The organism is Kosakonia sp. H7A (assembly GCF_003028445.1).
Lineage (GTDB): Bacteria > Pseudomonadota > Gammaproteobacteria > Enterobacterales > Enterobacteriaceae > Kosakonia > Kosakonia radicincitans.
Map to the genome: position 1 here is coordinate 1333258 of NZ_PYTZ01000001.1, position 20338 is coordinate 1353595.

Sequence of the window (20338 nt, forward strand, 5' to 3'; positions counted from 1 at the left end):
CAGCGGCGGGGTCATGCTGATATGAGGTTATCCTCAATGATGTTTCATTTTTATGGGCGAACTGGAGAGATCGGCCTCCAGTTCACCGGGAGGCACCCGGCACCACACACCACATTACCGGCACAGTGATTATATTCGTCATAATTATTATGCCTGCTAATTATATCAATTTTTATCAGAAGGGATTGTCACATCCCCTCTGAATTAAAACTATCTGCAATTTTTTTGCGGAGAACCTTCTGTACCTTTGGGTTAAAATAATAGGGGATATTATGTTGCGCACGTTGTTATTAACTACCATACCGTTGTTCAGTATTGCGGCTCATGCGGTGACTTTTGATTATCGCCATGAAATAAATGACAGTGGCGGTAATAACCACAAAGATCGTTTATTAATGTCGCACCGCTTTGCAAATGGTTTTGGTTTATCGCTGGAAGGCAAATGGAAAGGCTCACAAAATAAAGACAAGGCGTATCACGAAACCGTCAGTAATGGTACGGAAGTGGTTGCCAGTTATGTTTATAAAATTAATCCGACCTTCCAGATTGAACCGGGTTTTTCACTGGACAGCAGTTCAACCTCGAACAACTATCGCCCGTATCTGCGCGGCAAGGTCAACTTCTCCAGTGATGTCGGAGCTACGCTGCGCTACCGCCCTTACTTTAAGCGCAACTCCAACAACATCGGCACCACAAAAGACACCAGCGAAAACGGCTACAACCTGACGGCTGTTATTTCGTGGAAACTGTTTAATGATTATCAGCTCGACTACGAACTGGATTATAAACACGCGACGTCCGCTGGCGTGCTGATTGCCGATAATGAAAATTACGACTGGACGCATGATGTGAAATTAACCTACAAATTTGATAAAAACTGGTCGCCGTATGTTGCGATTGGTAATGTATCCGGCAGTAAATATACAGATGAACGTCAAACTCGTTATCGCGTCGGTGTGAAATATAATTTCTGATAACCCGGATATAAATAAGGATTTCGGCAGAAATCCTTATTTTTAAAGAGGCGAATAATGAAACTGTCAAAAATAACGCTGGCATTAACGATGTTGAGTACCTTCTCCTGCGCGGCCATTGCGCAGGAGAGCGCGCGCCTGAGCAGCGTCAAAGCCTTTGCCGACACGGTGATGACGAAGGCCGCCGCACAAAATCAGCCCAACGTGCCGTTACTGGCCGATGGCGTGGATCCGCGTACCGGCAAGCAGATGGAATGGATCTTCCCCGATGGGAAAACCGCAGTGCTGTCGAATTTTTCCGCGCAGCAGAACCTGATGCGCGTGCTGGTTGGGTTAAGTAATCTGAGCGGCGATGCAAAATACAAAAAACTGGCCGAAGAGAATGTTCGTTACTATTTCCGCCATTACCAGGACAAGAGCGGACTGCTGCTGTGGGGCGGACACCGCTTTATCGATCTCAACACGCTGCAACCGGAAGGGCCAAGCGAGAAAGAGATGGTCCACGAACTGAAGAACGCCTACCCCTACTATGATTTGATGTTTACCGTCGATAAACCGGCGACCGAACGTTTTATCCGCGCGTTCTGGAATGCACATGTTTACGACTGGAAGATCCTGGAAACCAGCCGCCACGGGGAATACGGCAAAGTAATGGGCAAACTGTGGAACAGCGAGTTTGAACAACAGCCGCCGTTCTTTGCCACCAAAGGCCTGAGCTTTCTCAACGCGGGAAATGATCTGATCTACTCCGCCTCGCTGCTCTATCAACACGATGGTGACAAAGGCGCGCTCACCTGGGCAAAACGGCTGGCGGAACAGTATGTTCTGCCACGCGATAAAAAGACCGGGTTAGGCGTTTATCAGTTTACCCAGGCGTTAAAACGCGCCGAAACCAGCGACGACAGCGATACCAACTCAAAATATGGCGACCGCGCGCAGCGCCAGTTTGGCCCGGAGTTTGGCGCGGATGCACTGGAAGGCAATATGATGCTGAAAGGCCGTACCAGCACGCTCTATTCGGAAAACGCGCTGATGCAACTGGCGTTGGCGAAATCTCTCGGACACGACGGGGATGACATCAAAAAATGGACGCTGGATGGCCTGAAAGCTTTCGCCAAATATGCCTATGACGCGAACAGCAACACCTTCCGTCCAATGCTGGCAAACGGCAGCGATTTGTCGGGTTATACCCTGAAACGTGACGGCTACTACGGTAAAAAAGGCACCGTGCTGAAGCCTTATCCGGCAGGCAATGAATTCCTGCTCTCTTACGCCCGCGCCTGGACGCTGGAGCCGGATACAGAGATATGGAAAGTGGCGCGCGGGATTGCCCGTAGCCAGGGGTTGGGTGATATCGGCGAACCCGGCGGCAAAAACCACAAACTGGATCTCACCACGCAAAACAGCGAGCCGTACGCCATCTTTGCGCTGATCGATCTGGCGCAGGCAACCGGCGATAAAAGCTACCTCACGCTGGCGGATAAAGTGGCGGACAACATTATTGCCCACAAACGGCTGAATGGCTTTTTCGTCGATGATCAGCAGTATATCTACGCCAATATCGACAGTATCGCCCCTTATGCCTTGCTGGCGCTGGAAGCGGCGATGCGCGGTAAACCGGATGCGGTGGCTCCGTTCCTCAATGGCGCAGGGTTTACCGAAGGCGCATACCGGCTGGATGATGGTACGGTGCGTTACTCCACGCGCGACGACGAGTTGTTCAAACTCAAGCCGGGCGAGCAGTTAAAACCTAACGGTAAGAAGTGATTGAAAGGCCTCTCACTGCCAGCCAGTGAGAGGCCATGTTGTTGATTTTTTTTCCCCTGAACAACCCGATAATAACCTGCACAATCCTGCCGCAAGCGCTGCGAAAAAGGGAAACAGATCTCCGGCGCATAGCGGCCATATCCTGCTGATCGCACGGCACTTTGGGAAAATGACGAAAATATATCCCTGTGCTAGATTTTTCCTATACCAATAATCAGGAGGAGTGGAGCATGAAGTTCAATGATGAGCACACGGGACTCATTGGATTAGCCATTGGCGCAGCAGTAATTGGACTGGTTTCGGAGCGAAAGACAATTAACCGCGACAACATTATTCAGGAGATTGAACGGCAAGGCAGAAGCCGGGGTGATGGGGTTGAAGATGAGGTTTTTCTGGAAGCAGCGGAACTGGTACGCAAAGGCGTTTAGCTCCGCTTAGCACTTTCAGGCAGGCGAGCCTGCTGCGGTCAGGCTCGCCTGAATTGATTATTTTACCGTGCCTTTCACGCCGTGCGGCTCCGCGCGACGATACTGCGGCGCAACATGCACCGCGCCGTGCAACGCAGCGGCGGCATGCCACGGCCAGCGTGGATCGTAGAGCGCACCGCGCGCCAGCGCAATCAGGTCCGCATCTCCCTGTTGCAGAATCTCTTCCGCATGCTGAGGCTCCGTAATCAGCCCAACGGCGATCACCGGCATACTGGTCTGCTGACGCAGCGCTTTGGCGAAGGGCACCTGATATCCGGCGCTCACTTTAATGCTCTGCAACGGCGACAGCCCGCCGCTGGAAACGTGAACATAATCGCCGCCCGCTGCTTCGATTTCCTTCGTCAGTACGATGGATTGCTCCAGATCCCAGCCGCCTTCTATCCAGTCGGTGGCGGAAATACGGATGCCGACCGCCACGGATGATAGCACGGCTTCACGCACCGCGCTGAAAACTTCCAGCGTGAAGCGCAGACGGTTTTCGAGGCTTCCGCCGTACTCGTCGGTACGCTGGTTGGAGAGCGGCGACAGGAACTGATGCAGCAGATAACCATGAGCGGCATGAATTTCGATCACCTCAATGCCCAGCGCCACGGCGCGGCGTGCGCTGTCGACAAAGCGCTGTTTGACGCGTTGCAGATCTTGCTGGCTCATTTCACGCGGCGGGCGTTCGCCCGGATCGTGCGGCACGGACGAAGCGGAGATCGTTTGCCAGCCCCCCTCTTCCAGGCTGAGCTGTTTGCCGCCCAGCCATGGCGCGCTGACGGAGGCTTTACGTCCCGCATGGCCCAACTGGATGCCCATTTTTATCGGTGAATACTGGCGAATATCATCCAGCACCACGCGCAGCGCCTGCTGTGTCTCATCATCCCACAAGCCCAGATCCTGCGGTGAGATACGCCCTTCCGGCTCTACGGCGGTGGCTTCGATAATCAGTAACCCGGCCCCGGAAAGCGCCAGGTTGCCCAAATGAATGCGGTGCCAGGCGGTCGCTTTCCCCGCGTCGGCGGAATACTGACACATCGGAGCGATAACAATGCGGTTATCCAGCGCAACGCTGCCCACGTTTGCTTGCGTAAATAATTGGCTCATTTCTTCTCCTTAAGTCCGGCTGAGACTCATGACTTTCTGCCTGCCGCGCGCGATTGTCTTTGGCGGAACGTGCCGTTTGTTGGCTTTTGGTTTTCACAACATGATGAAATATTTCAACATTTATAAATCAACCACGCCGCGCGCTGCCGCGTCATCCCGCCACTCCAGCAGTAAAGCGTAATCCTCGCGTGTGACAGCGGCAAAACCGCCAATCAATGCCGCCGCACAAACGTGCTGATACTGTGCATCGCTGACCAGTTGCTGTAATGATTCCCGCAGCAGCGCCAGACTGGCGGCGGAGGTTGAAGCGGAGGTGATAAGCGGTAGCCCGGGTGTCAACGGGCTTTGACCGATAATCGTCAGCCCTTCAAGTAAGTCCGGTTGATGGCGCTGCAGCAGCGCCCAGGTGACACAGTCGATGGCGGCGATATCCGCACGATCTTGTTGCAACGCCACCAGCGATTGCCGGTGGCTACCGCTAAACTCCACCGTGGCAAAAAAACGTTCCCCGCCGGAGAGCGCTGCGACCATTTTCCGCAGGGCGTTATAGCCCGATTGTGATTCGATGGCGTTGCAGACGGCGCGCTGACCGCGAAAATCCCCCAGCGTTTTCCCGCTCTCTTCTTCACGCGTCACCAGGAAACTGCGGTAGCCGATGCCTTCGCAGCCCGGTGCCTGATAGTGAAAACAGCCCACGGTTTGCACTTTATCAAGCTGCGTGACCAGCGGATAACCGCAGGTCTGGCTTAACAGCAGCGCATCTTCCTGCCAGTGCGTTAACAGATCCGGCGGCGGCCAGACATGCGTGGTCATGATACCGCGAGCGGCGAACAGTTCTTTCAGCACACCGCCCAGCGCCACGGTATCTGCGCGGTGCAGATCGTACATGGGCAAAGAAAACAGGTTAGTCGTAGTGTTGCTTGCAGCCTGGGTGTGCATTCACGTCCACCGATGTAAACAAAAAGCGTCGTAACCATTCACTATAGCCCCGAACCAGAAATCCGCGATTACGTTGGCGGTACGCCTGCCGATCACGCAGGTAGAGCGTGCGCAATCCATACCAGGGCACACCGGGCAGATCGTGGTGGATGGAATGGTAGTTGAGGTTCAGAAACAGAATACGCCACGGCAGCGCCGCTTCATTAATCACCGAGCGCGCCAGCGGATCGTCTGCCGCCTGATGTTCGAGAAAGGAGCGGATTTTGGTCACCGCCAGCGCCGGATAACTAACCGCCAGCACAAACCACAGCGGTGAAAAATCGCAATGCGCCATCCACATAAACAGCGCCGCAAGCAGTACACCGTGCATCAGCCACATGACGATCGCTTTCCTCTGCCGCTGATAAAATGCGGTCATCATGACTGCCAGCAGTTGCCCGATATCGAGCAGCGGCGCCAATAGCAATCGCCCGGGGAACGTGTTGCGCAGACGAATGATGTCGCGCTGCACGCGCGAGAAACGCTGCCAGCGCTGAGGGGCAAAATAATAAGATTCAGGATCCGCGTGCGGCAGTGTCAGCTCCGGCGTGTTGTGGTGCGCGAGATGGGAATCACGGTAAAGGCCGTACGGATACCAGACCGCCAGCGGCAGTAGGCCCAGCAGTTGGTTAAACCACGGCCAGCGCGTTGGATGACCGTGAATTAATTCATGCTGCACAGAGAGATACCAGCAGGTAAACACAATCAGCAGCAACGTTGCCGGCCACAGACCTAAGCTTTGCCAGTTCGCCAGCGTGGCGAACCAGCCGCTATACACGGCGATAATTACCGTCCAGGTGGGAAGCTCATAGCGCCACAGCCAGCTGCGGGCGCGCTGTTGGATAAAATGACGTTGTTCTTCATGTAAATAGACCGCACGACGTTTTTCCATTCACTCATACACTCTCTGGGCTTATTCGCGTCACGATGTGAGGGAACGGCAGAAATCACAACCAACTTAAATGGCGTAACTATTGCTGAAAATGGCAAAACGCCGGGCGGCGCGGCGCAGGCCACTTTGCCGCGCGGATCCAGAATGTTGCTGCGCCACGTCATAACGCACGCCTTCGCGATGAAGGAGGCGCATATTTTCGACCACCGTCGCCAGCATCCGAAAGAACGTGGCGGCCATTTCCGGCACCGCGGCATCAATAAAGGTCTGCCGATCGTCGGGATAGTAATAGAGGGCGTTTCATTGTTCTTGCCACTCAGGGCTGGTTGATAAACACATGGATGCTGGCGATACGGCCATCACGAACGGTGAAAATGTCTTCGCCGTGTACCAGCCCGGAGTCGTTCTGCGGGCCATAGCTCCAGGTCACGCGGCCCAGCCCATGATTCCAGGTCACGGGCGCCGGATGGAAGACAAAGCCCGGATGTTCGCGCTGGACGCGGGCAATTAACGCCACAACCTGCGGATAGCCGGTGGCGATGTCGGCGTAATCGGCGACATAAAAGTCCCCGGTATAAACCTCGCCAAAGCTACTGATACGCGGCTGCGGATCGTTCCAGATGACAAAGTGTTTATCGATCAGGTGCTGAGCGATTTGCAGTTCAGGTGATGTCATCTCTTTATGCTCCATTGTCTGTGCGAGAACCTGCGGCAGCGCCATCGACGCTGCCGGCATCAGCCCGCGAAAAGTGAGGGCGTTGACCATCAGATTTGCGCCATGCCGCCATCAACAAACAGCTCTACGCCGTTGATAAAGCTGGAGGCATCCGAGGCCAGGAAAGCCACCACTTTGCCGACCTCTTCCGGTTCGCCAAGACGGCCCAGCGGTACTTGCGCGGCCAGTGCGTCAAACAATCCCTGACGGTGTTCATCCGGGACTAAATCGCCAAGACCCGGTGTGCGGATGGGGCCAGGGCTGACCACGTTGACGCGGATACCGCGGCCTTGCAGATCCAGCGACCACGAGCGGGCAAAGTTACGCACGGCGGCTTTACTGGCGCTGTAGACGCTGAAGTTGGCTGTCCCTTTGATCGACACGGTGGAGCCGGTCAATACAACCGATGCGCCATTCACCAGCAACGGCAGCGCTTTCTGTACGGTAAACAGCACGCCGCGTACGTTGGTGGCAAAAATGCGGTCGAAATGCTCTTCGGTAATCGACCCCAGCGGCAACATATCGCCGCCCCCGGCATTGGCGTGGAGGATGTCCAGTCGCCCGGCGCTTTTAGCGATTTGCGCATACACCGCGTCGAGATCCGCCGGAACTGACGCATCGGCACGGATGCCGGTTACGCTGGCACCGACTTCAGCGACAGCGGCATCCAGCTCTTTCTGTCGACGACCGGTAATAAAGACACGTGCGCCCTGGGCTACCAGTTCTTTTGCCGTAGCCAGACCGATACCGCTGGTACCGCCAGTGACAAGGGCAATTTTTCCGCTCAGTTGTTTCGTCATTTTTCTGTTCCTCAGTTTAGGTTTTAGGGTTTACCGGCGGTCAGCCGGGCTGACGTCTTCGGTATAGCTGCACTGTAGCGCTGGCGTTTTTATTGAAAAATACCGAAAAATGAAAATGACTATTCACCGTGGTGTATAATCAATTTTCGCCAGTAAGGGGGGACGTATGGATCAGTTGCAGGCAATACGGGCTTTTGCCCGCGTGGTGGAAGCCGGAAATTTTACCCGGGCGGCAGATTCACTGGAGATGCCTAACGCCACGCTAAGTAAACTGGTGCAGGAGCTGGAAGCGCACCTCGGCGTGCGGTTGTTGCAGCGTACCACTCGCCGCGTGACGGTGACGCCGGAAGGACGCGACTATTACGACAAAACCGCGCGCATTTTGCGCGATCTGGAAGATATCGATACCTCCTTTAACAGCGTGCGCAGCCATCCGCGTGGTCAGTTGCGTATTGACGTAGGCGGCTCCACGGCGAGCGATGTGCTGATCCCGGCGCTACCGGAGTTTATGGCGCGCTACCCGGATATTCGTATCGATCTCGGCGTTTCTGACCGCCCGGTGGATCTGATCAGTGACAATGTGGACTGCGTGATCCGTGGCGGCCCGCTGGATAACTCCTCGCTGATCGCCCGCCAGATTGGCGCTGCAACACTGCTGACCTGCGCCACGCCCGCGTATCTGAAAGCCTTTGGCACGCCCGCCTACCCGGACGAGCTGAAAAATGGCCACCGGCTGGTGAGTTATCTGTCGCCGCAAACCGGCAGAGCCTTCCCCTTACGTTTTGAGCGCGACGGCGAAAAGTGTGAAATCAAGGTCGATCACCGCATCGGCGTAAACGAGAGTAACGCCCATCTGGCCGCCGGCCTGGCCGGGCTGGGGATTATTCAGACCTTCAGTTATGCGCTGGAAAGCGCGCTGAAGAGCGGCGCGCTGGTGGAAATTTTGCGCCCGTGGCGTCCCGCGCCCTACCCTTTCCATGTGGTCTATCCGCAAAACCGCCATGTTACGCATCGCCTGCGGGTTTTTATTGACTGGCTGCTGGAGAGTTTCCCGAAAAATGTTAGCCGCTAATGTCAGCATATTATTTTCGTGACTCAAGGAATAACAACGTTAATAATGAAGAGAATTTGAAAACATTATGAATTAACAATGATGGTTTGTTTTTATTATTTACCCACCTCGCAACCTAATTTTAAAAAATATTTATAACGCATTGATTATAAATAGTATTTTAATTTGTAAATTTTGAATAGTTATTATCTTGATAATAAATTTCATTTCTATTAACGTCATTCGCGCATGATGAGGATTCTCTGGCGAATAACGTTTTCCCCATCGTGCAAATAATCCCTCTCGTTTTTACTCATTTACTGACGCAGATAACCGCCGCAGTCCGGGCATGTATTCTCTTTTTTATGCCACGGCTCAGGGAGGCGTCACGACGCCCGAAAAAAGCGAGAACCGCACACATAAAAATACAGGGAATATGGCATGAAACACGCTTCACATTATCCACTGGCCATGCTGATTCACGTGGCGCTGTGGGGTCTGACGCTTCCGGTACAGGCCGCTGACACCAGTAATACTTCTGACCAAACCGCGACGGACACAACCAAAACGCAGGAAGATACGCTGGTGGTAACCGCCGCCAAACAGACGTTGCAGGCTTCCGGCGTATCCACCATTACCGCCGAACAAATCCGCAAACACCCGCCCGCTCGCGATGTCTCGGAACTGATCCGCACGCAGCCTGGCGTCAACCTGACCGGCAACTCCACCAGCGGCCAGCGCGGAAATAATCGCCAGATCGACATCCGGGGTATGGGGCCGGAAAACACGCTGATTCTGGTGGATGGCAAACCGGTGACCAGCCGTAACTCGGTGCGCTATGGCTGGCGTGGCGATCGCGATAGCCGTGGCGACAGCAACTGGGTACCGGCGGAAATGATCGATCATATCGATGTGATCCGTGGCCCGGCCGCCGCGCGCTACGGCAACGGCGCGATGGGCGGCGTGGTGAATATCATCACCAAACCCACTACCGGTGAATGGCACGGTTCATGGAACACTTATCTGAATGCGCCGCAGCACCGCAAAGAAGGTTCGACGAAACGCACCAACTTCAGCCTGAACGGCCCGCTTTCCGATACCGTCAGCTTTAACCTGTGGGGCAACCTGAGCAAAACCCAGGCCGACGCACAGGACATCAACTCCGGCCACGAAGCCGCACGCACCGGTACCTACGCCGGTTCTTATCCGGCAGGCCGTGAAGGGGTGATCAATAAAGATATTCACGGCAAAGTGCGCTGGGAATTCGCCCCGATGCAGGCACTGGAGTTTGAGTCCGGCTACAGCCGTCAGGGCAACCTGTACGCAGGCGATACGCAGAACACCAACACCAGCACGCTGGTGAAAAGTATGTATGGCAAAGAGACCAACCGTCTTTACCGCCAGAACTGGGGCGTGACCTGGACCGGTGGCTGGGACAATGGCGTAACAACCAACACCTACGCGCAGTATGAACGCACCCGCAACTCCCGGCTCGGCGAAGGACTGGCTGGCGGCACGGAAGGGATCTTCTCCAGCGATAAGTTCTTCGATATTGATCTTTCCGATGTACTGCTACACAGCGAGGTCAACATTCCATTTACGCTGGGCGTCGATCAGAACCTGACTATCGGCACCGAGTGGAACCAGCAGCGCATGAAAGATGGCGTTTCGACAACCCAGTCGCTCTCTTACGGATCGATTGATGGCGTCAGCAGCACCAATCGCAGTCCATATTCCAGCGCGGAGATCTTCTCGCTGTTTACCGAAGATAATATCGCCCTTACCGACAGCACCATGCTGACACCGGCGCTGCGCTTTGATCACCATTCGATTGTCGGCAACAACTGGAGCCCGTCGCTGAACCTGTCGCAAGGGCTGGCGGAGGACTGGACGTTAAAACTGGGGATTGCGCGCGCCTATAAAGCGCCAAATCTTTATCAGCTCAACCCGAACTACATTCTCTACAGTAATGGCCAGGGATGCTATGCCAGTAGTTCAGCCTGTTATCTGATGGGTAACAGCGACCTGAAAGCCGAGACCAGCGTTAACAAAGAGATCGGCATCGAGTACAAACACAACGGCTTCCAGGGCGGCATCACTTACTTCCGCAATGATTACCACAACAAGATCGAATCCGGTTATTCCGCCGTCGGTACCGCCAGCAATGGCACCACCAATATTTATCAGTGGGAAAACGTGCCGAAAGCGTTAGTGGAAGGGCTGGAAGGCACGCTGAATGTTCCGGTTAGCGAAAGCGTCAACTGGAGTAACAACATGACGTGGATGCTGCAAAGCAAGAACAAAACCACGGGCGATCGTCTGTCGGTGATCCCGCAATTTACCCTGAACTCGACGCTGGCCTGGCAGGTACGCGATGATTTGTCGCTGCAAAGCACCTTTACCTGGTACGGACGGCAGAAACCCAAACGCTTCAACTATAAAGGTGAAGCGGTTTCCGGCAGTGAGTTGAATGAAGTCAGCCCTTACAGCGTGGTCGGTCTGAGCTCGACCTGGACGGTGAACAAAAACCTGAGCCTGACCGGCGGCGTGGACAATATCTTTGATATCCGCCACTACCGCGCCGGTAATGCGCAAACCACCGGCAACAGCACCACCGGTGCTTACCTGTACGGCGCAGGCGCAGAAACGTATAACGAATCCGGACGCACCTTTTATGTTAGCGTGAACACGCATTTCTGATGTCATCATCCAAGCCGGAACAGGTTACTTTTCCGGCTTTTTTGTGCGCTAAATCCGCGCTGTTATATATGATGACAAAATCTTCATCGCTTCTGCATAATCCTTTCACGATGCGGGTTTATTATTAGCGCAGTTGAGTTCGGCGGGAATGGATCCAGCAGAAATCAACTGTGGTGTAATACCACTCCTTCATAAAAGTAGTACTCCATCCCCCCTTCCAAATCCCAACCGCAGCCATGCGGTGGAGGGGGGATTTCCCTTCACTGCGCTCTTTTATTAATGATTTCCTCGACTAACGACTTTATGCTCAGCAGCCCCTTTTTTCATACATATATTATCCATGCTTTCTTCATTTTAACTGACACATTATTTGTTATTGTCTCAGCGTTCTTTGTTGAGTGCAGAGGACATCATTCCTAATAAACTCTTCCCCCTTTCCCCCCGTTCAGGAAGGGGGCTTTTTTAAGGAGTGAGTTAAAAATAATATTACACCCCTCGCAGACAAACTTTTTGATATTAACATTCCAATAAAGTTCCTTGCGCGCATATTATTTTTACCTGCGTTGTATATCCATGCTTTCTCCATTCTTTCCCCATGATTAAATGCAATCCTGCATTTCTATTTGCAGCCGTTCTCTTTGAAAATATCTCTTAGACGAAACTTTCATGCTTAAAAAATACAATATCATCGCCGGTTTATTGTTGTCTCCTTGCGCTTTGCATGCCGCCACCTCTTTGAAAATCAATGATATTCAGTTTGAAGGTTTGCAACGCGTTACCATTGGGGCAGCACTGCTCAGTATGCCGATCAAAGCGGGTGAAGATGTCACCAATGACGATATCAGCGAATCGGTACGTGCGCTGTACGCCAGCGGCAGTTTCGATAATGTGCAGATCCTGCGCGAAGGCGAAACATTGCTGGTAAAGGTCAAAGAACGGCCAACAATCGCACAGATTAGCTTCGCAGGAAATAAAGCGATAAAAGATGATGTGCTCAAAGAGAACCTGCGTGCCAATGGCATTCAGGAAGGTTCCGCGCTGGATCGCAATAACCTTTCGGAAATAGAAAAAGCGTTACAGGACTTTTATTACAGCGTAGGGAAATACAGCGCCCAGGTTCATTCCGTGGTAACGCCATTACCGCGCAATCGCGTTGATGTGAAATTTGTTTTTCAGGAAGGGCTTTCCGCTAAAATCGTCCAGATTAATATTATTGGCAACCATGTATTCAGCGAGCAGACCTTGCTGGATCAGTTGCAATTACGCGATCAAGTACCGTGGTGGAATGTGCTTGGCGATCAGAAATATCAAAAGCAAAAACTTGAAGCCGATATCGAGACTCTCCGCAGCTATTATCTCGATCGTGGGTTTGCACGTTTTGCGATTGATTCCAGCCAGGTCAGTATGACGCCGGATAAAAAATCACTGTATATCACGTTGAATATTTCCGAGGGTGAGCGCTATCAGGTCGTCAGCACACTGGTGAACGGCGAGTTGGCGCAGCGCAATAAAGAGGTGGATGCACTGGCGCAAACACTGCAAGGGCAAACTTACAGCGCAGCGGGCATTACTCGCGTCGAAGAGGCGATCAAAAAACTGTACGGCAAGGATGGTTATGCCTGGCCGCAGGTCAAAACCGTGCCGGAGATTGACGACAAAAACCATAGCGTCACATTGCGGATTAATGTCAATGCCGGGCGTCGCTACTCGGTACGCCAGATCCGGTTTTCCGGCCACGATACGTCCCGCGATTCGGTACTGCGTCGGGAAATGCGCCAGATGGAAGGCGCATGGCTGAATGATGAGAAAGTGCAACAGGGGAAAGCGCGGCTGGAACGCACCGGCTATTTCGAAACCGTTGAGAGCCATATCACACCGGTTTCCGGCCAGCCGGATCAGGTGGATGTCGAATATAAAGTGAAGGAGCGTAATACCGGCTCTTTTAATGTCGGCCTCGGCTACGGTACGGATAGCGGTATCAGTTACCAGTTGGGCGTTTCGCAGGATAACTGGCTCGGCACCGGCAACACCGTCAGTTTTAACGGTACGCGCAGTAGTTACCAGTCTTATATTGAACTGGGCGTCACCGATCCTTATTTCACTGTTGATGGGGTAAGCCTCGGCGGCAAAATTTTCTATAACAGTTACGATGCCACTGATGCCGACACCGGTAGCTACAATCAGCAAAGTTATGGCCTCAGCGGGAATATGGGCTTCCCGGTCAGCGAAAATAATACCCTCAATCTCGGGCTGGATTATGTCCATAACCGGTTAACCAATATGGAACCGGAGCTCACCACGTGGAATTACCTTAATTCACGCGGTATCTACCCTAAAGTGGTGAGCAAAGATGAAGACAGCAACGCGGAATATAGCGCCAATGACTTCTTTGCCTCGCTGGGCTGGAGCTATAACTCGCTGGATCGCGGCTTTTTCCCCCGTTCCGGCAATAAAAGTAGCTTAACCGGCAAAATAACCATTCCGGGTTCCGATAACAGCTATTACAAAATCAGTTTCGACAGTGCGCAGTATCTGCCATTAAACAGCGACAAAAATTGGGTGTGGATGGAACGTCTGCGTGCAGGATATGCCGGCGGGTTGAATGGTAAAGAAGTGCCATTTTATGACAACTTCTACGCTGGCGGATCTTCGTCAGTTCGCGGCTTTTCCTCAAATACTATCGGGCCAAAATCAGCTTATTACCGCTGTAACGGATCAGAAAGTAGCTATAGCGAATGCCCGCTGGAAAACTCAGATGATGCGGTGGGCGGAAATGCGATGGTGGTGCTGAACAGCGAATTTATCGTCCCGACGCCATTTGTCAGCGATAAATATGCCGACAGCTTGCGCACCTCATTATTCGTCGATGCCGGAACGGTCTGGAGTACCTCCTGGCATAACACGGCACAAACGCTGGCAGCGGGTCTGCCAGATTACAGTGATCCTTATGATATCCGTTTTTCCGCAGGTATCGCCTTGCAATGGATGTCGCCACTGGGACCGCTGGTCTTCTCTTATGCCCAGCCCTTTAAAAAATATGCGAACGATAAAGCCGAACAGTTCCAGTTTAATATTGGCAAGACCTGGTAACGCGGCATACGCCATTACCTGACAGAATAAAAGGATGGTATGAAGAAAAAACCACATATGACCGTCAACAAAGTGGATTTCTTTGATTTCCGGTATGAGCTGGAGCGCGCCGTACTGGCGACGGATCGAGATTATTCTCAACAATGTTTGACGCGGGCGAAATTCCTTAGCTACTTATTGTGTCGGAATCTGAGCCATCAATATGTGGTAATGTTTAACGAAACATTCAGCAGTGCTGAAATCGCAGTTGACGAAACAACCAACAAGAAAGAGAAAACGCGCCTCTTCAGAGATAATTTTTATAGGTTGAAACAGGCGCTAAACATGGAATGACGGGCTTTTGGGCGCAATCTTGCCTTTGTATGGATGAAAAATGGTGAGTTGCGCATTATTTCCTCAACAAGCCAGGCGGCATTAACTGTGGCTCAACATTAAAATAACCCTTAAAGGATATGGTCTTTTCCCGTATATCGCTGGCTAAATTTCGCTTTATCCACATGTATGAGGTAGAGCATGTTTACAAAAGTGAATTTATATTTGCTAAAAAATATAATTCAGTATTGATTTTTATCTCATGATCACTAAAAATTAATTCCGATAGAATTTACATTTCTCTGCACACGGAGTGACGCTATGTCAGAAGCATTAAAATCATTAAATAACATTCGCACCCTGAGAGTTCAGGCTCGTGAAGTTACGCTCGAAGCACTGGAAGAGATGCTTGAGAAACTGTCTGTTGTCGTTGAAGAGCGCCGCGAGGAAGAGTCTTCAATTCGCAAAGAACAAGAAGAGAAAGAAGCCAAGCTGGCGGCATTCCGTCAAAAACTGCTGGATGAAGGAATCGATCCAACCGAGCTTTTATCCTCCCTGAAAGGGCAAACCACGAAGTCTAAATCTGTTCGTGCGCCTCGCCCTGCTAAATATAAGTATATCGACGAAGACGGCAGCGAAAAAACCTGGACCGGCCAGGGTCGTACGCCGAAAGCGATTGCAAAAGCCATTGAAGGCGGCAAAAAGCTGGAAGACTTCGAGCTCTAAAATGTATCAGGGGCAGCGCAACTGCCCCTTTTTTTTATTTCTGCCCAGCCACTCAGCTTTCTTTTCTGACCTTTCCCTCACACCGCCGCCATTTATCCCTTAAGTAACATCTGATAGCGCTAACTGCAGCACGAAACAGCCATCGTGCAACACCGAAACGATCGGCTCCTGCCATCGGACGCTTATTTAGCTTTTCCCTGAGTATGCTTAGTGCCAACAACATTCCCGTCTATGCTACCGACAGGGTTTATTACCCGGCACACAATTTGTTGCCCGATCAACTTCCTCCTGGCGATGTTAAGTGACTATTCTTGCGCTTCGTCATTCATTGCACGACCTGTTGAATTAGCGAATATGCCGTAAAGCATGCTATCCGAAAGATCTGGCAAACGGCAGCGAGAAAACAAACATAGTCGCCGCAGCGAAGAATTCCCCCTGAAATTAATAGGGCCTTAACGTTATTCTTGTGTCTGTTCTACTCGTAGTACAGTAAATGCCCATCACCCCATCCGGGGCGAATGTTAAGAAATCAGGCTGCCTAATGTATTGCCATGAAAATTAAACGAATCATGCGGATTATTTATCCGCTGTATAAACCTGCATATGAGGAATACTCAACTGACAGCAACAATGCCCACAGTCGTTTTTTTCCTGTATCTCTGTGGTTAATTCTGTTGGTGGAGGCAAACATTGCTGAAAAATAGAGCCTGCACAATGTAATGTCCCGCACTCATCAAAACGATGTTTCGTCATACATCCATCGCGATGCCGTCGGCAGTCCTCGATTAAAGTCCAGCCCTGGACAAGATTAAGCAGCGGCATCGACTGCCCATCCATCAGGCTGTCGTTACAGTAAGCGCGCCAGGCCTCGATGATCTGCTGACATTCACTCGCGCGGGTATGTATTTTCACCAGCTGCACGTTGTTGCAAAAATGGCGCACATGCAACCGGGTATGCGGATCCCCCGCGTCGATCACGTCGAGAGGTTCATTAACCGCTGAATTATTAACAGGTTGGTTATCATCGTCGATAAATAATCGCGCCGCTGAACTTTTCGTCGCTAAAAATAGTGCTAAAGATAGCTTTTGCAGCTCGAAGTAAATGTTTTTATCTACCATGATGCAACTATAATACTCACTCCACTGGTGATCCGATCATTCATTTTAAATGAAACATTACCACAGGAGATTCATTTATCAATGAATCAATTGTGGAACTCATCTCGCAAAAAAAAGCATCAATAAAATTGAATATTAATGCTTTCTTAATATTTGAAATAAATTAAAGCATGAGATGAATCTCATTCTCATCTTAATTCAAAATCATACCAGCAATGTGCCTGGAAGAAAAAACCGCCGCGCTTCTTTTCATCCTGTCACACTGACCGAAGAAGCCATCTGGCAAACGCAACAGGTGAAATGCGGCACTTCTCCCATCTCTGACGGATTGCAGTGGTCCCCACTGCGCCACTGTGTGCTAACATTGATCGCAGCAATAAATAGCATGCTAACAATGGCACGGATTGCCAAACATAATGGTTATTGGAACCGAGAGGGATTTTCAGGTGAGCAACTCTATTTTTATTTCCAAAAGGATGCGTAATTTTATTGTCCTGGTGCAGACCAAAAGCATTGCCAGAGCGGCGGAAAAAATTCATATGACCGCATCGCCCTTTGGCAAAAGCATCATCGCGCTTGAAGCGCAGATTGGCTACCCGCTTTTTACCCGAAAAGATAACAGCATCTGCCTGAATAAAGCCGGTCAGGAGCTTTACCAGAAACTCTTCCCGGTTTATGAACGGTTATCGGCCATTGAAAACGAGCTCCATAACTCAACGCAGCGCTCACAGAAAGTGGTGCTCGGTATTGATAACACTTATCCAACCATTATTTTCGATCAGCTCATAAGCCTGGGCGATAAATATGAAAACGTCAGCACCCAGGCGGTTGAATTTAGTGAAAATGGGGTGATTGACGATCTGTTGGGTCATCAGCTCGATTTTATTATTTCACCACAGTTGGTCTCGCCACGCGTTCAGGAACTGGAAAACCTGATGGTTACTGAGCTTCCACCGCTGCGACTCGGTTTTCTTGTCTCGCGACGCTATCAGGATAAACAGCCGCAGGAACTACTGCGCGAATTGCCGTGGCTGCAAATGCGTTTCCAGAATCGAGCCAATTTTGAAGCCATGCTGGATGCCCACATCCGCTCATGCGGCATTCATCCGACGATTATTTACCGGGCATACAGCTTTATGGCCAAAATCAGCGCGGTGGAACGCGGGCAATTTCTCACCGTGATCCCCTGGTTCGCCTGGCCGCTGGTGAACCCGCAGACATTAACGTATTTCGATGCGCCAAACGGCCCGATGGCGATGCAGGAATATCTTTATTCACTGAAAAACCAGCGGCATACCGCCGCGATATGTCAATACATTGCTGACGATCGCGACGGTACGACGGTTTAACCCAGCATAGAACCCGTTTTCAGTAACGAGGTGTGCAGTTCAAAGACGCGGCTAAGATCGTGGCGTATATGCCCGCCGGACGTGGATTCCAGATAACGATGGAGATAATCCCGGTATAGCGGGTGGGCGCAATTTTCAATAATCGTATGGGCTCGCTCAATCGGCGAAAGCCCGCGCAGGTCGGCAATCCCCTGCTCGGTAATGATCACTTTGACGCTGTGTTCGCTGTGATCAACATGACTGCACATCGGCACAATCGTCGATATTTTCCCCTCTTTTGCAATCGAGGGGGCCATAAAAATCGATAAGTAAGCATTGCGCTCAAAGTCTCCACTGCCGCCAATGCCATTCATCAGGTTAACGCCTGCCACATGCGTTGAATTGGCATGACCGTAAATATCGAACTCCAGCCCGACATTCAGCGCAATGACGCCAAGGCGGCGAATTATCTCCGGGTTGTTGGAGATCTCCTGCGGCCGCAACACAATGCGTTCGGCGAAAAAGTCCATGTTATCGTAGATTTTCCGCAACGCTTTGTCGGAAACCGTCAGGCTGGATGCACTAGCCCCTCTGACTTTTCCCGTTTCGAGCAGATGGACCACCGACTCCTGTAGCACTTCGGAATACATCATAAACGGCGGGATATCCGGGTTTTCGCCAAGACGCGCCATCACCGCGTTATTGATATTACCGACGCCGCTTTGCAACGGCAGAAACTCTGGGGGAATACGTCCGTGTGCGATCTCATTGAGCAGGAAGGTCACAACATTGTCCGCAATCTGCTGACAGACCGGTTTCTCCTCATCAAGCGTGTTACCGGCATCCGGCAATTCGGTATCCACCACTGCGATAATCTTTCGCGGATCAATCTGCACATAGTGCAGGCCAATTCTGTCCAGCGTACTAAAAATAGCGACACTGTTGCGGTACGGTGGTGCACCAGGTGAGGCGATATCAGCCAGTTGAGCCACCTGCGGGCTGTGATAATGGTTGTATTCAATGATTATCCGTTTTGCCTGACGCAGCCAGGTTGGCGCATTACCAATACCACTGGAAAGCCAGATCTTGCCATCGCTCGTTAGCGCCGAAGCCTCGATAACGGCGACATCAATGTCGCCGAAAAAGCCATAGTTCACCATTTGCGCCACTTCACTCAGATGCAGGTCAACGAACTTCACCCTGCCCTGATTGATTTTTTGCCGCATGCCCGCTGCCGACTGGTACGGAGCGCGCCAGGAGACTGCATCCGCTTCAGACAATACATCATCGGCAGCAGCACCAATGGATGCGCCGGTCAGAAGGCGAATCTGAAAAGGTTGCTGTGCCTGATGTAACTCACGCGCGCGCCGGGCAATCGCAGCGGGTAGCGCTTTAGGCGAACCGGCGGCAGTAAAACCACTAAATGCCACCATTTCATCATGCCGGATAAGCGCGGCCGCCTCGTCAGCGCTTAGCCGGGGCCAGAACTCTTTCATGCTGTTCTCCGTTGCTCAGTAGCCCAGAAAATGCGGTTTGCGTTTTTCCATAAAGGCGCTTCGCCCTTCCTGATAATCCTGGCTGTCATAAACCGCACGACGCATGCCCTGAATTCGCTCGAATTCATCCGCGTTCATGGTATGCGCTTCCCCCAGAACCCGCAGTTCTTCCTTAATAACGGCTATTGCAAGCGGGGCTTTTTCACAGATCTGATGCGCCATCAGCAAGGTAAAATCTTCCAGCTCATTCGCGTCCACGATATGGTTCAGAATGCCTACGGCCAGAGCGCGCTCAGCGGTAATCGGCGCGGCGGTAAAAATCATCTCTTTAACGATATGAAAACCGGCATCGCGCGTTAGATTATGGATACCGACAAGGTTATACGGCACGCCGAGGTTTACCGGCGTCATTGAGAAGGTGGACGTTGTGGCTGCCACCACCAGATCTGAGCTCATGATCAACTCAAAAGCGCCGCCCCAGACGCTCCCTTCAACCATCGCAATAACCGGTTTCGGGTATTTCTGGATCATGCGGGTAATCTGCCGCAGCGGATCATCATACGAGAGCGGATCGCGGCGGCCAGTCGGCAGCTCATGAATATCATGCCCGGCGGAAAAAACCTTCGCGCCGTGCGGAGCGCGGAGAATTACGCAGCGAATCTCCGGAGTGTTGAGATCCTCCAGCGCCTGAATCAAATCATCGATAAATACCTTGCTGAGCGCATTCAATTTGCGGGCATAGTTAAATTCAATAACAGCCACTTTTTGTATGATCGTGACGACAACATGCTGATACGACATAAAGTTACCTTC

At 51.8% G+C, this 20338-nt stretch carries 19 protein-coding genes; 10 read left to right on the forward strand and 9 right to left on the reverse strand.

All coding sequences use genetic code 11. The annotated features are described in order from the left end of the window. Positions 1-272 precede the first annotated feature (272 nt). From CWM66_RS06250 to CWM66_RS06260, 3 genes are all read left to right on the forward strand, one after another. Positions 273-974, forward strand: a complete 702-nt coding sequence (locus CWM66_RS06250) for an oligogalacturonate-specific porin KdgM family protein (protein WP_035889729.1) — start codon at positions 273-275, stop codon at positions 972-974. 57 nt (positions 975-1031) lie between these two features. Beyond that, a complete protein-coding gene (locus CWM66_RS06255; protein ID WP_071920436.1) occupies positions 1032-2741 on the forward strand; it encodes a pectate lyase in 1710 nt (569 codons plus the stop codon). 230 nt (positions 2742-2971) lie between these two features. Then, positions 2972-3169 (forward strand): hypothetical protein, encoded by a 198-nt coding sequence (locus CWM66_RS06260; protein ID WP_007373685.1) that lies wholly within the window; start codon positions 2972-2974, stop codon positions 3167-3169. A gap of 57 nt (positions 3170-3226) precedes the next feature. On the opposite strand, the gene CWM66_RS06265 is transcribed toward CWM66_RS06260, so the two are convergent. The 6 genes from CWM66_RS06265 to CWM66_RS06290 all read right to left on the reverse strand — a co-directional run bounded on the left by CWM66_RS06265 (position 3227) and on the right by CWM66_RS06290 (position 7703). Then, complete coding sequence (locus CWM66_RS06265; RefSeq protein WP_107146364.1) at positions 3227-4318, reverse strand: NADH:flavin oxidoreductase/NADH oxidase; 1092 nt, start codon at positions 4316-4318, stop codon at positions 3227-3229. A gap of 120 nt (positions 4319-4438) precedes the next feature. Further along, positions 4439-5257 (reverse strand): phosphate/phosphite/phosphonate ABC transporter substrate-binding protein, encoded by an 819-nt coding sequence (locus CWM66_RS06270; protein ID WP_107146365.1) that lies wholly within the window; start codon positions 5255-5257, stop codon positions 4439-4441. Beyond that, entirely contained in the window at positions 5223-6188 is a 966-nt protein-coding gene (locus tag CWM66_RS06275) for a fatty acid desaturase (protein ID WP_107146366.1), read from the reverse strand. The genes CWM66_RS06270 and CWM66_RS06275 overlap by 35 nt, the downstream gene beginning before the upstream one ends. Positions 6189-6254: 66 nt before the next feature. Continuing rightward, positions 6255-6428: a hypothetical protein gene (locus tag CWM66_RS06280; RefSeq protein ID WP_204368024.1), complete on the reverse strand. Its 174-nt coding sequence runs from the start codon at positions 6426-6428 to the stop codon at positions 6255-6257. Between the two features lie 76 nt (positions 6429-6504). Next, positions 6505-6954 carry a nuclear transport factor 2 family protein gene (locus CWM66_RS06285; RefSeq protein WP_197685244.1) on the reverse strand — a complete coding sequence of 150 codons (450 nt, stop codon included), beginning with the start codon at positions 6952-6954 and terminating at the stop codon, positions 6505-6507. Next, positions 6954-7703, reverse strand: coding sequence for an SDR family oxidoreductase (locus tag CWM66_RS06290; protein ID WP_007373678.1), 750 nt, complete (start codon positions 7701-7703; stop codon positions 6954-6956). The genes CWM66_RS06285 and CWM66_RS06290 overlap by 1 nt, the downstream gene beginning before the upstream one ends. A gap of 166 nt (positions 7704-7869) precedes the next feature. Here CWM66_RS06290 and CWM66_RS06295 point away from each other — a divergent pair, with 166 nt between their 5' ends. From CWM66_RS06295 to CWM66_RS06315, 5 genes are all read left to right on the forward strand, one after another. Further along, complete coding sequence (locus CWM66_RS06295; RefSeq protein ID WP_107146367.1) at positions 7870-8775, forward strand: LysR family transcriptional regulator; 906 nt, start codon at positions 7870-7872, stop codon at positions 8773-8775. 420 nt (positions 8776-9195) lie between these two features. After that, the gene (locus CWM66_RS06300) at positions 9196-11454 is read left to right on the forward strand and encodes a TonB-dependent siderophore receptor (protein ID WP_007373675.1); all 2259 of its coding nucleotides are present in this window, start codon (positions 9196-9198) and stop codon (positions 11452-11454) included. Positions 11455-12120: 666 nt separating this feature from the next. Continuing rightward, a complete protein-coding gene (bamA, locus tag CWM66_RS06305) occupies positions 12121-14544 on the forward strand; it encodes an outer membrane protein assembly factor BamA (protein WP_007373674.1) in 2424 nt (807 codons plus the stop codon). Between the two features lie 39 nt (positions 14545-14583). Then, the gene (locus CWM66_RS06310; protein WP_035889739.1) at positions 14584-14877 is read left to right on the forward strand and encodes a hypothetical protein; all 294 of its coding nucleotides are present in this window, start codon (positions 14584-14586) and stop codon (positions 14875-14877) included. 300 nt (positions 14878-15177) lie between these two features. Then, entirely contained in the window at positions 15178-15582 is a 405-nt protein-coding gene (locus CWM66_RS06315) for an H-NS family nucleoid-associated regulatory protein (RefSeq protein ID WP_007373671.1), read from the forward strand. 576 nt (positions 15583-16158) lie between these two features. Here CWM66_RS06315 and CWM66_RS28715 read toward each other — a convergent pair. Then, positions 16159-16701, reverse strand: coding sequence for a hypothetical protein (locus CWM66_RS28715; protein ID WP_007373670.1), 543 nt, complete (start codon positions 16699-16701; stop codon positions 16159-16161). A gap of 175 nt (positions 16702-16876) precedes the next feature. Here CWM66_RS28715 and CWM66_RS28720 point away from each other — a divergent pair, with 175 nt between their 5' ends. Next, a complete protein-coding gene (locus tag CWM66_RS28720) occupies positions 16877-17185 on the forward strand; it encodes a hypothetical protein (RefSeq protein ID WP_139201269.1) in 309 nt (102 codons plus the stop codon). Further along, positions 17118-18050: a LysR family transcriptional regulator gene (locus CWM66_RS06320; protein WP_050998943.1), complete on the forward strand. Its 933-nt coding sequence runs from the start codon at positions 17118-17120 to the stop codon at positions 18048-18050. Before CWM66_RS28720 ends, CWM66_RS06320 begins: the two co-directional genes overlap by 68 nt. Here CWM66_RS06320 and CWM66_RS06325 read toward each other — a convergent pair. Together CWM66_RS06325 and scpB are read right to left on the reverse strand one after the other, a co-directional pair. After that, positions 18047-19525: an acetyl-CoA hydrolase/transferase family protein gene (locus CWM66_RS06325; RefSeq protein ID WP_071920432.1), complete on the reverse strand. Its 1479-nt coding sequence runs from the start codon at positions 19523-19525 to the stop codon at positions 18047-18049. The genes CWM66_RS06320 and CWM66_RS06325 overlap by 4 nt on opposite strands. Before the next feature lie 15 nt (positions 19526-19540). After that, positions 19541-20326: a methylmalonyl-CoA decarboxylase gene (gene scpB, locus CWM66_RS06330; protein ID WP_071920431.1), complete on the reverse strand. Its 786-nt coding sequence runs from the start codon at positions 20324-20326 to the stop codon at positions 19541-19543. Positions 20327-20338 lie beyond the last annotated feature (12 nt).

Coding starts and splice junctions, on each gene's coding strand:
- CWM66_RS06275 (WP_107146366.1), bottom strand. CDS start 6,188: ATGGAAAAACGTCGTGCGGTCTATTTACATGAAGAACAACGTCATTTT.
- CWM66_RS06260 (WP_007373685.1), top strand. CDS start 2,972: ATGAAGTTCAATGATGAGCACACGGGACTCATTGGATTAGCCATTGGC.
- CWM66_RS06300 (WP_007373675.1), top strand. CDS start 9,196: ATGAAACACGCTTCACATTATCCACTGGCCATGCTGATTCACGTGGCG.
- CWM66_RS06290 (WP_007373678.1), bottom strand. CDS start 7,703: ATGACGAAACAACTGAGCGGAAAAATTGCCCTTGTCACTGGCGGTACC.
- CWM66_RS06270 (WP_107146365.1), bottom strand. CDS start 5,257: ATGCACACCCAGGCTGCAAGCAACACTACGACTAACCTGTTTTCTTTG.
- CWM66_RS06310 (WP_035889739.1), top strand. CDS start 14,584: ATGAAGAAAAAACCACATATGACCGTCAACAAAGTGGATTTCTTTGAT.
- CWM66_RS06325 (WP_071920432.1), bottom strand. CDS start 19,525: ATGAAAGAGTTCTGGCCCCGGCTAAGCGCTGACGAGGCGGCCGCGCTT.
- CWM66_RS06295 (WP_107146367.1), top strand. CDS start 7,870: ATGGATCAGTTGCAGGCAATACGGGCTTTTGCCCGCGTGGTGGAAGCC.
- CWM66_RS06280 (WP_204368024.1), bottom strand. CDS start 6,428: ATGGCCGCCACGTTCTTTCGGATGCTGGCGACGGTGGTCGAAAATATG.
- CWM66_RS28720 (WP_139201269.1), top strand. CDS start 16,877: ATGAATCTCATTCTCATCTTAATTCAAAATCATACCAGCAATGTGCCT.
- CWM66_RS06265 (WP_107146364.1), bottom strand. CDS start 4,318: ATGAGCCAATTATTTACGCAAGCAAACGTGGGCAGCGTTGCGCTGGAT.
- CWM66_RS28715 (WP_007373670.1), bottom strand. CDS start 16,701: ATGGTAGATAAAAACATTTACTTCGAGCTGCAAAAGCTATCTTTAGCA.
- CWM66_RS06285 (WP_197685244.1), bottom strand. CDS start 6,954: ATGGTCAACGCCCTCACTTTTCGCGGGCTGATGCCGGCAGCGTCGATG.
- CWM66_RS06255 (WP_071920436.1), top strand. CDS start 1,032: ATGAAACTGTCAAAAATAACGCTGGCATTAACGATGTTGAGTACCTTC.
- CWM66_RS06315 (WP_007373671.1), top strand. CDS start 15,178: ATGTCAGAAGCATTAAAATCATTAAATAACATTCGCACCCTGAGAGTT.
- scpB (WP_071920431.1), bottom strand. CDS start 20,326: ATGTCGTATCAGCATGTTGTCGTCACGATCATACAAAAAGTGGCTGTT.
- CWM66_RS06250 (WP_035889729.1), top strand. CDS start 273: ATGTTGCGCACGTTGTTATTAACTACCATACCGTTGTTCAGTATTGCG.
- CWM66_RS06320 (WP_050998943.1), top strand. CDS start 17,118: ATGGTTATTGGAACCGAGAGGGATTTTCAGGTGAGCAACTCTATTTTT.
- bamA (WP_007373674.1), top strand. CDS start 12,121: ATGCTTAAAAAATACAATATCATCGCCGGTTTATTGTTGTCTCCTTGC.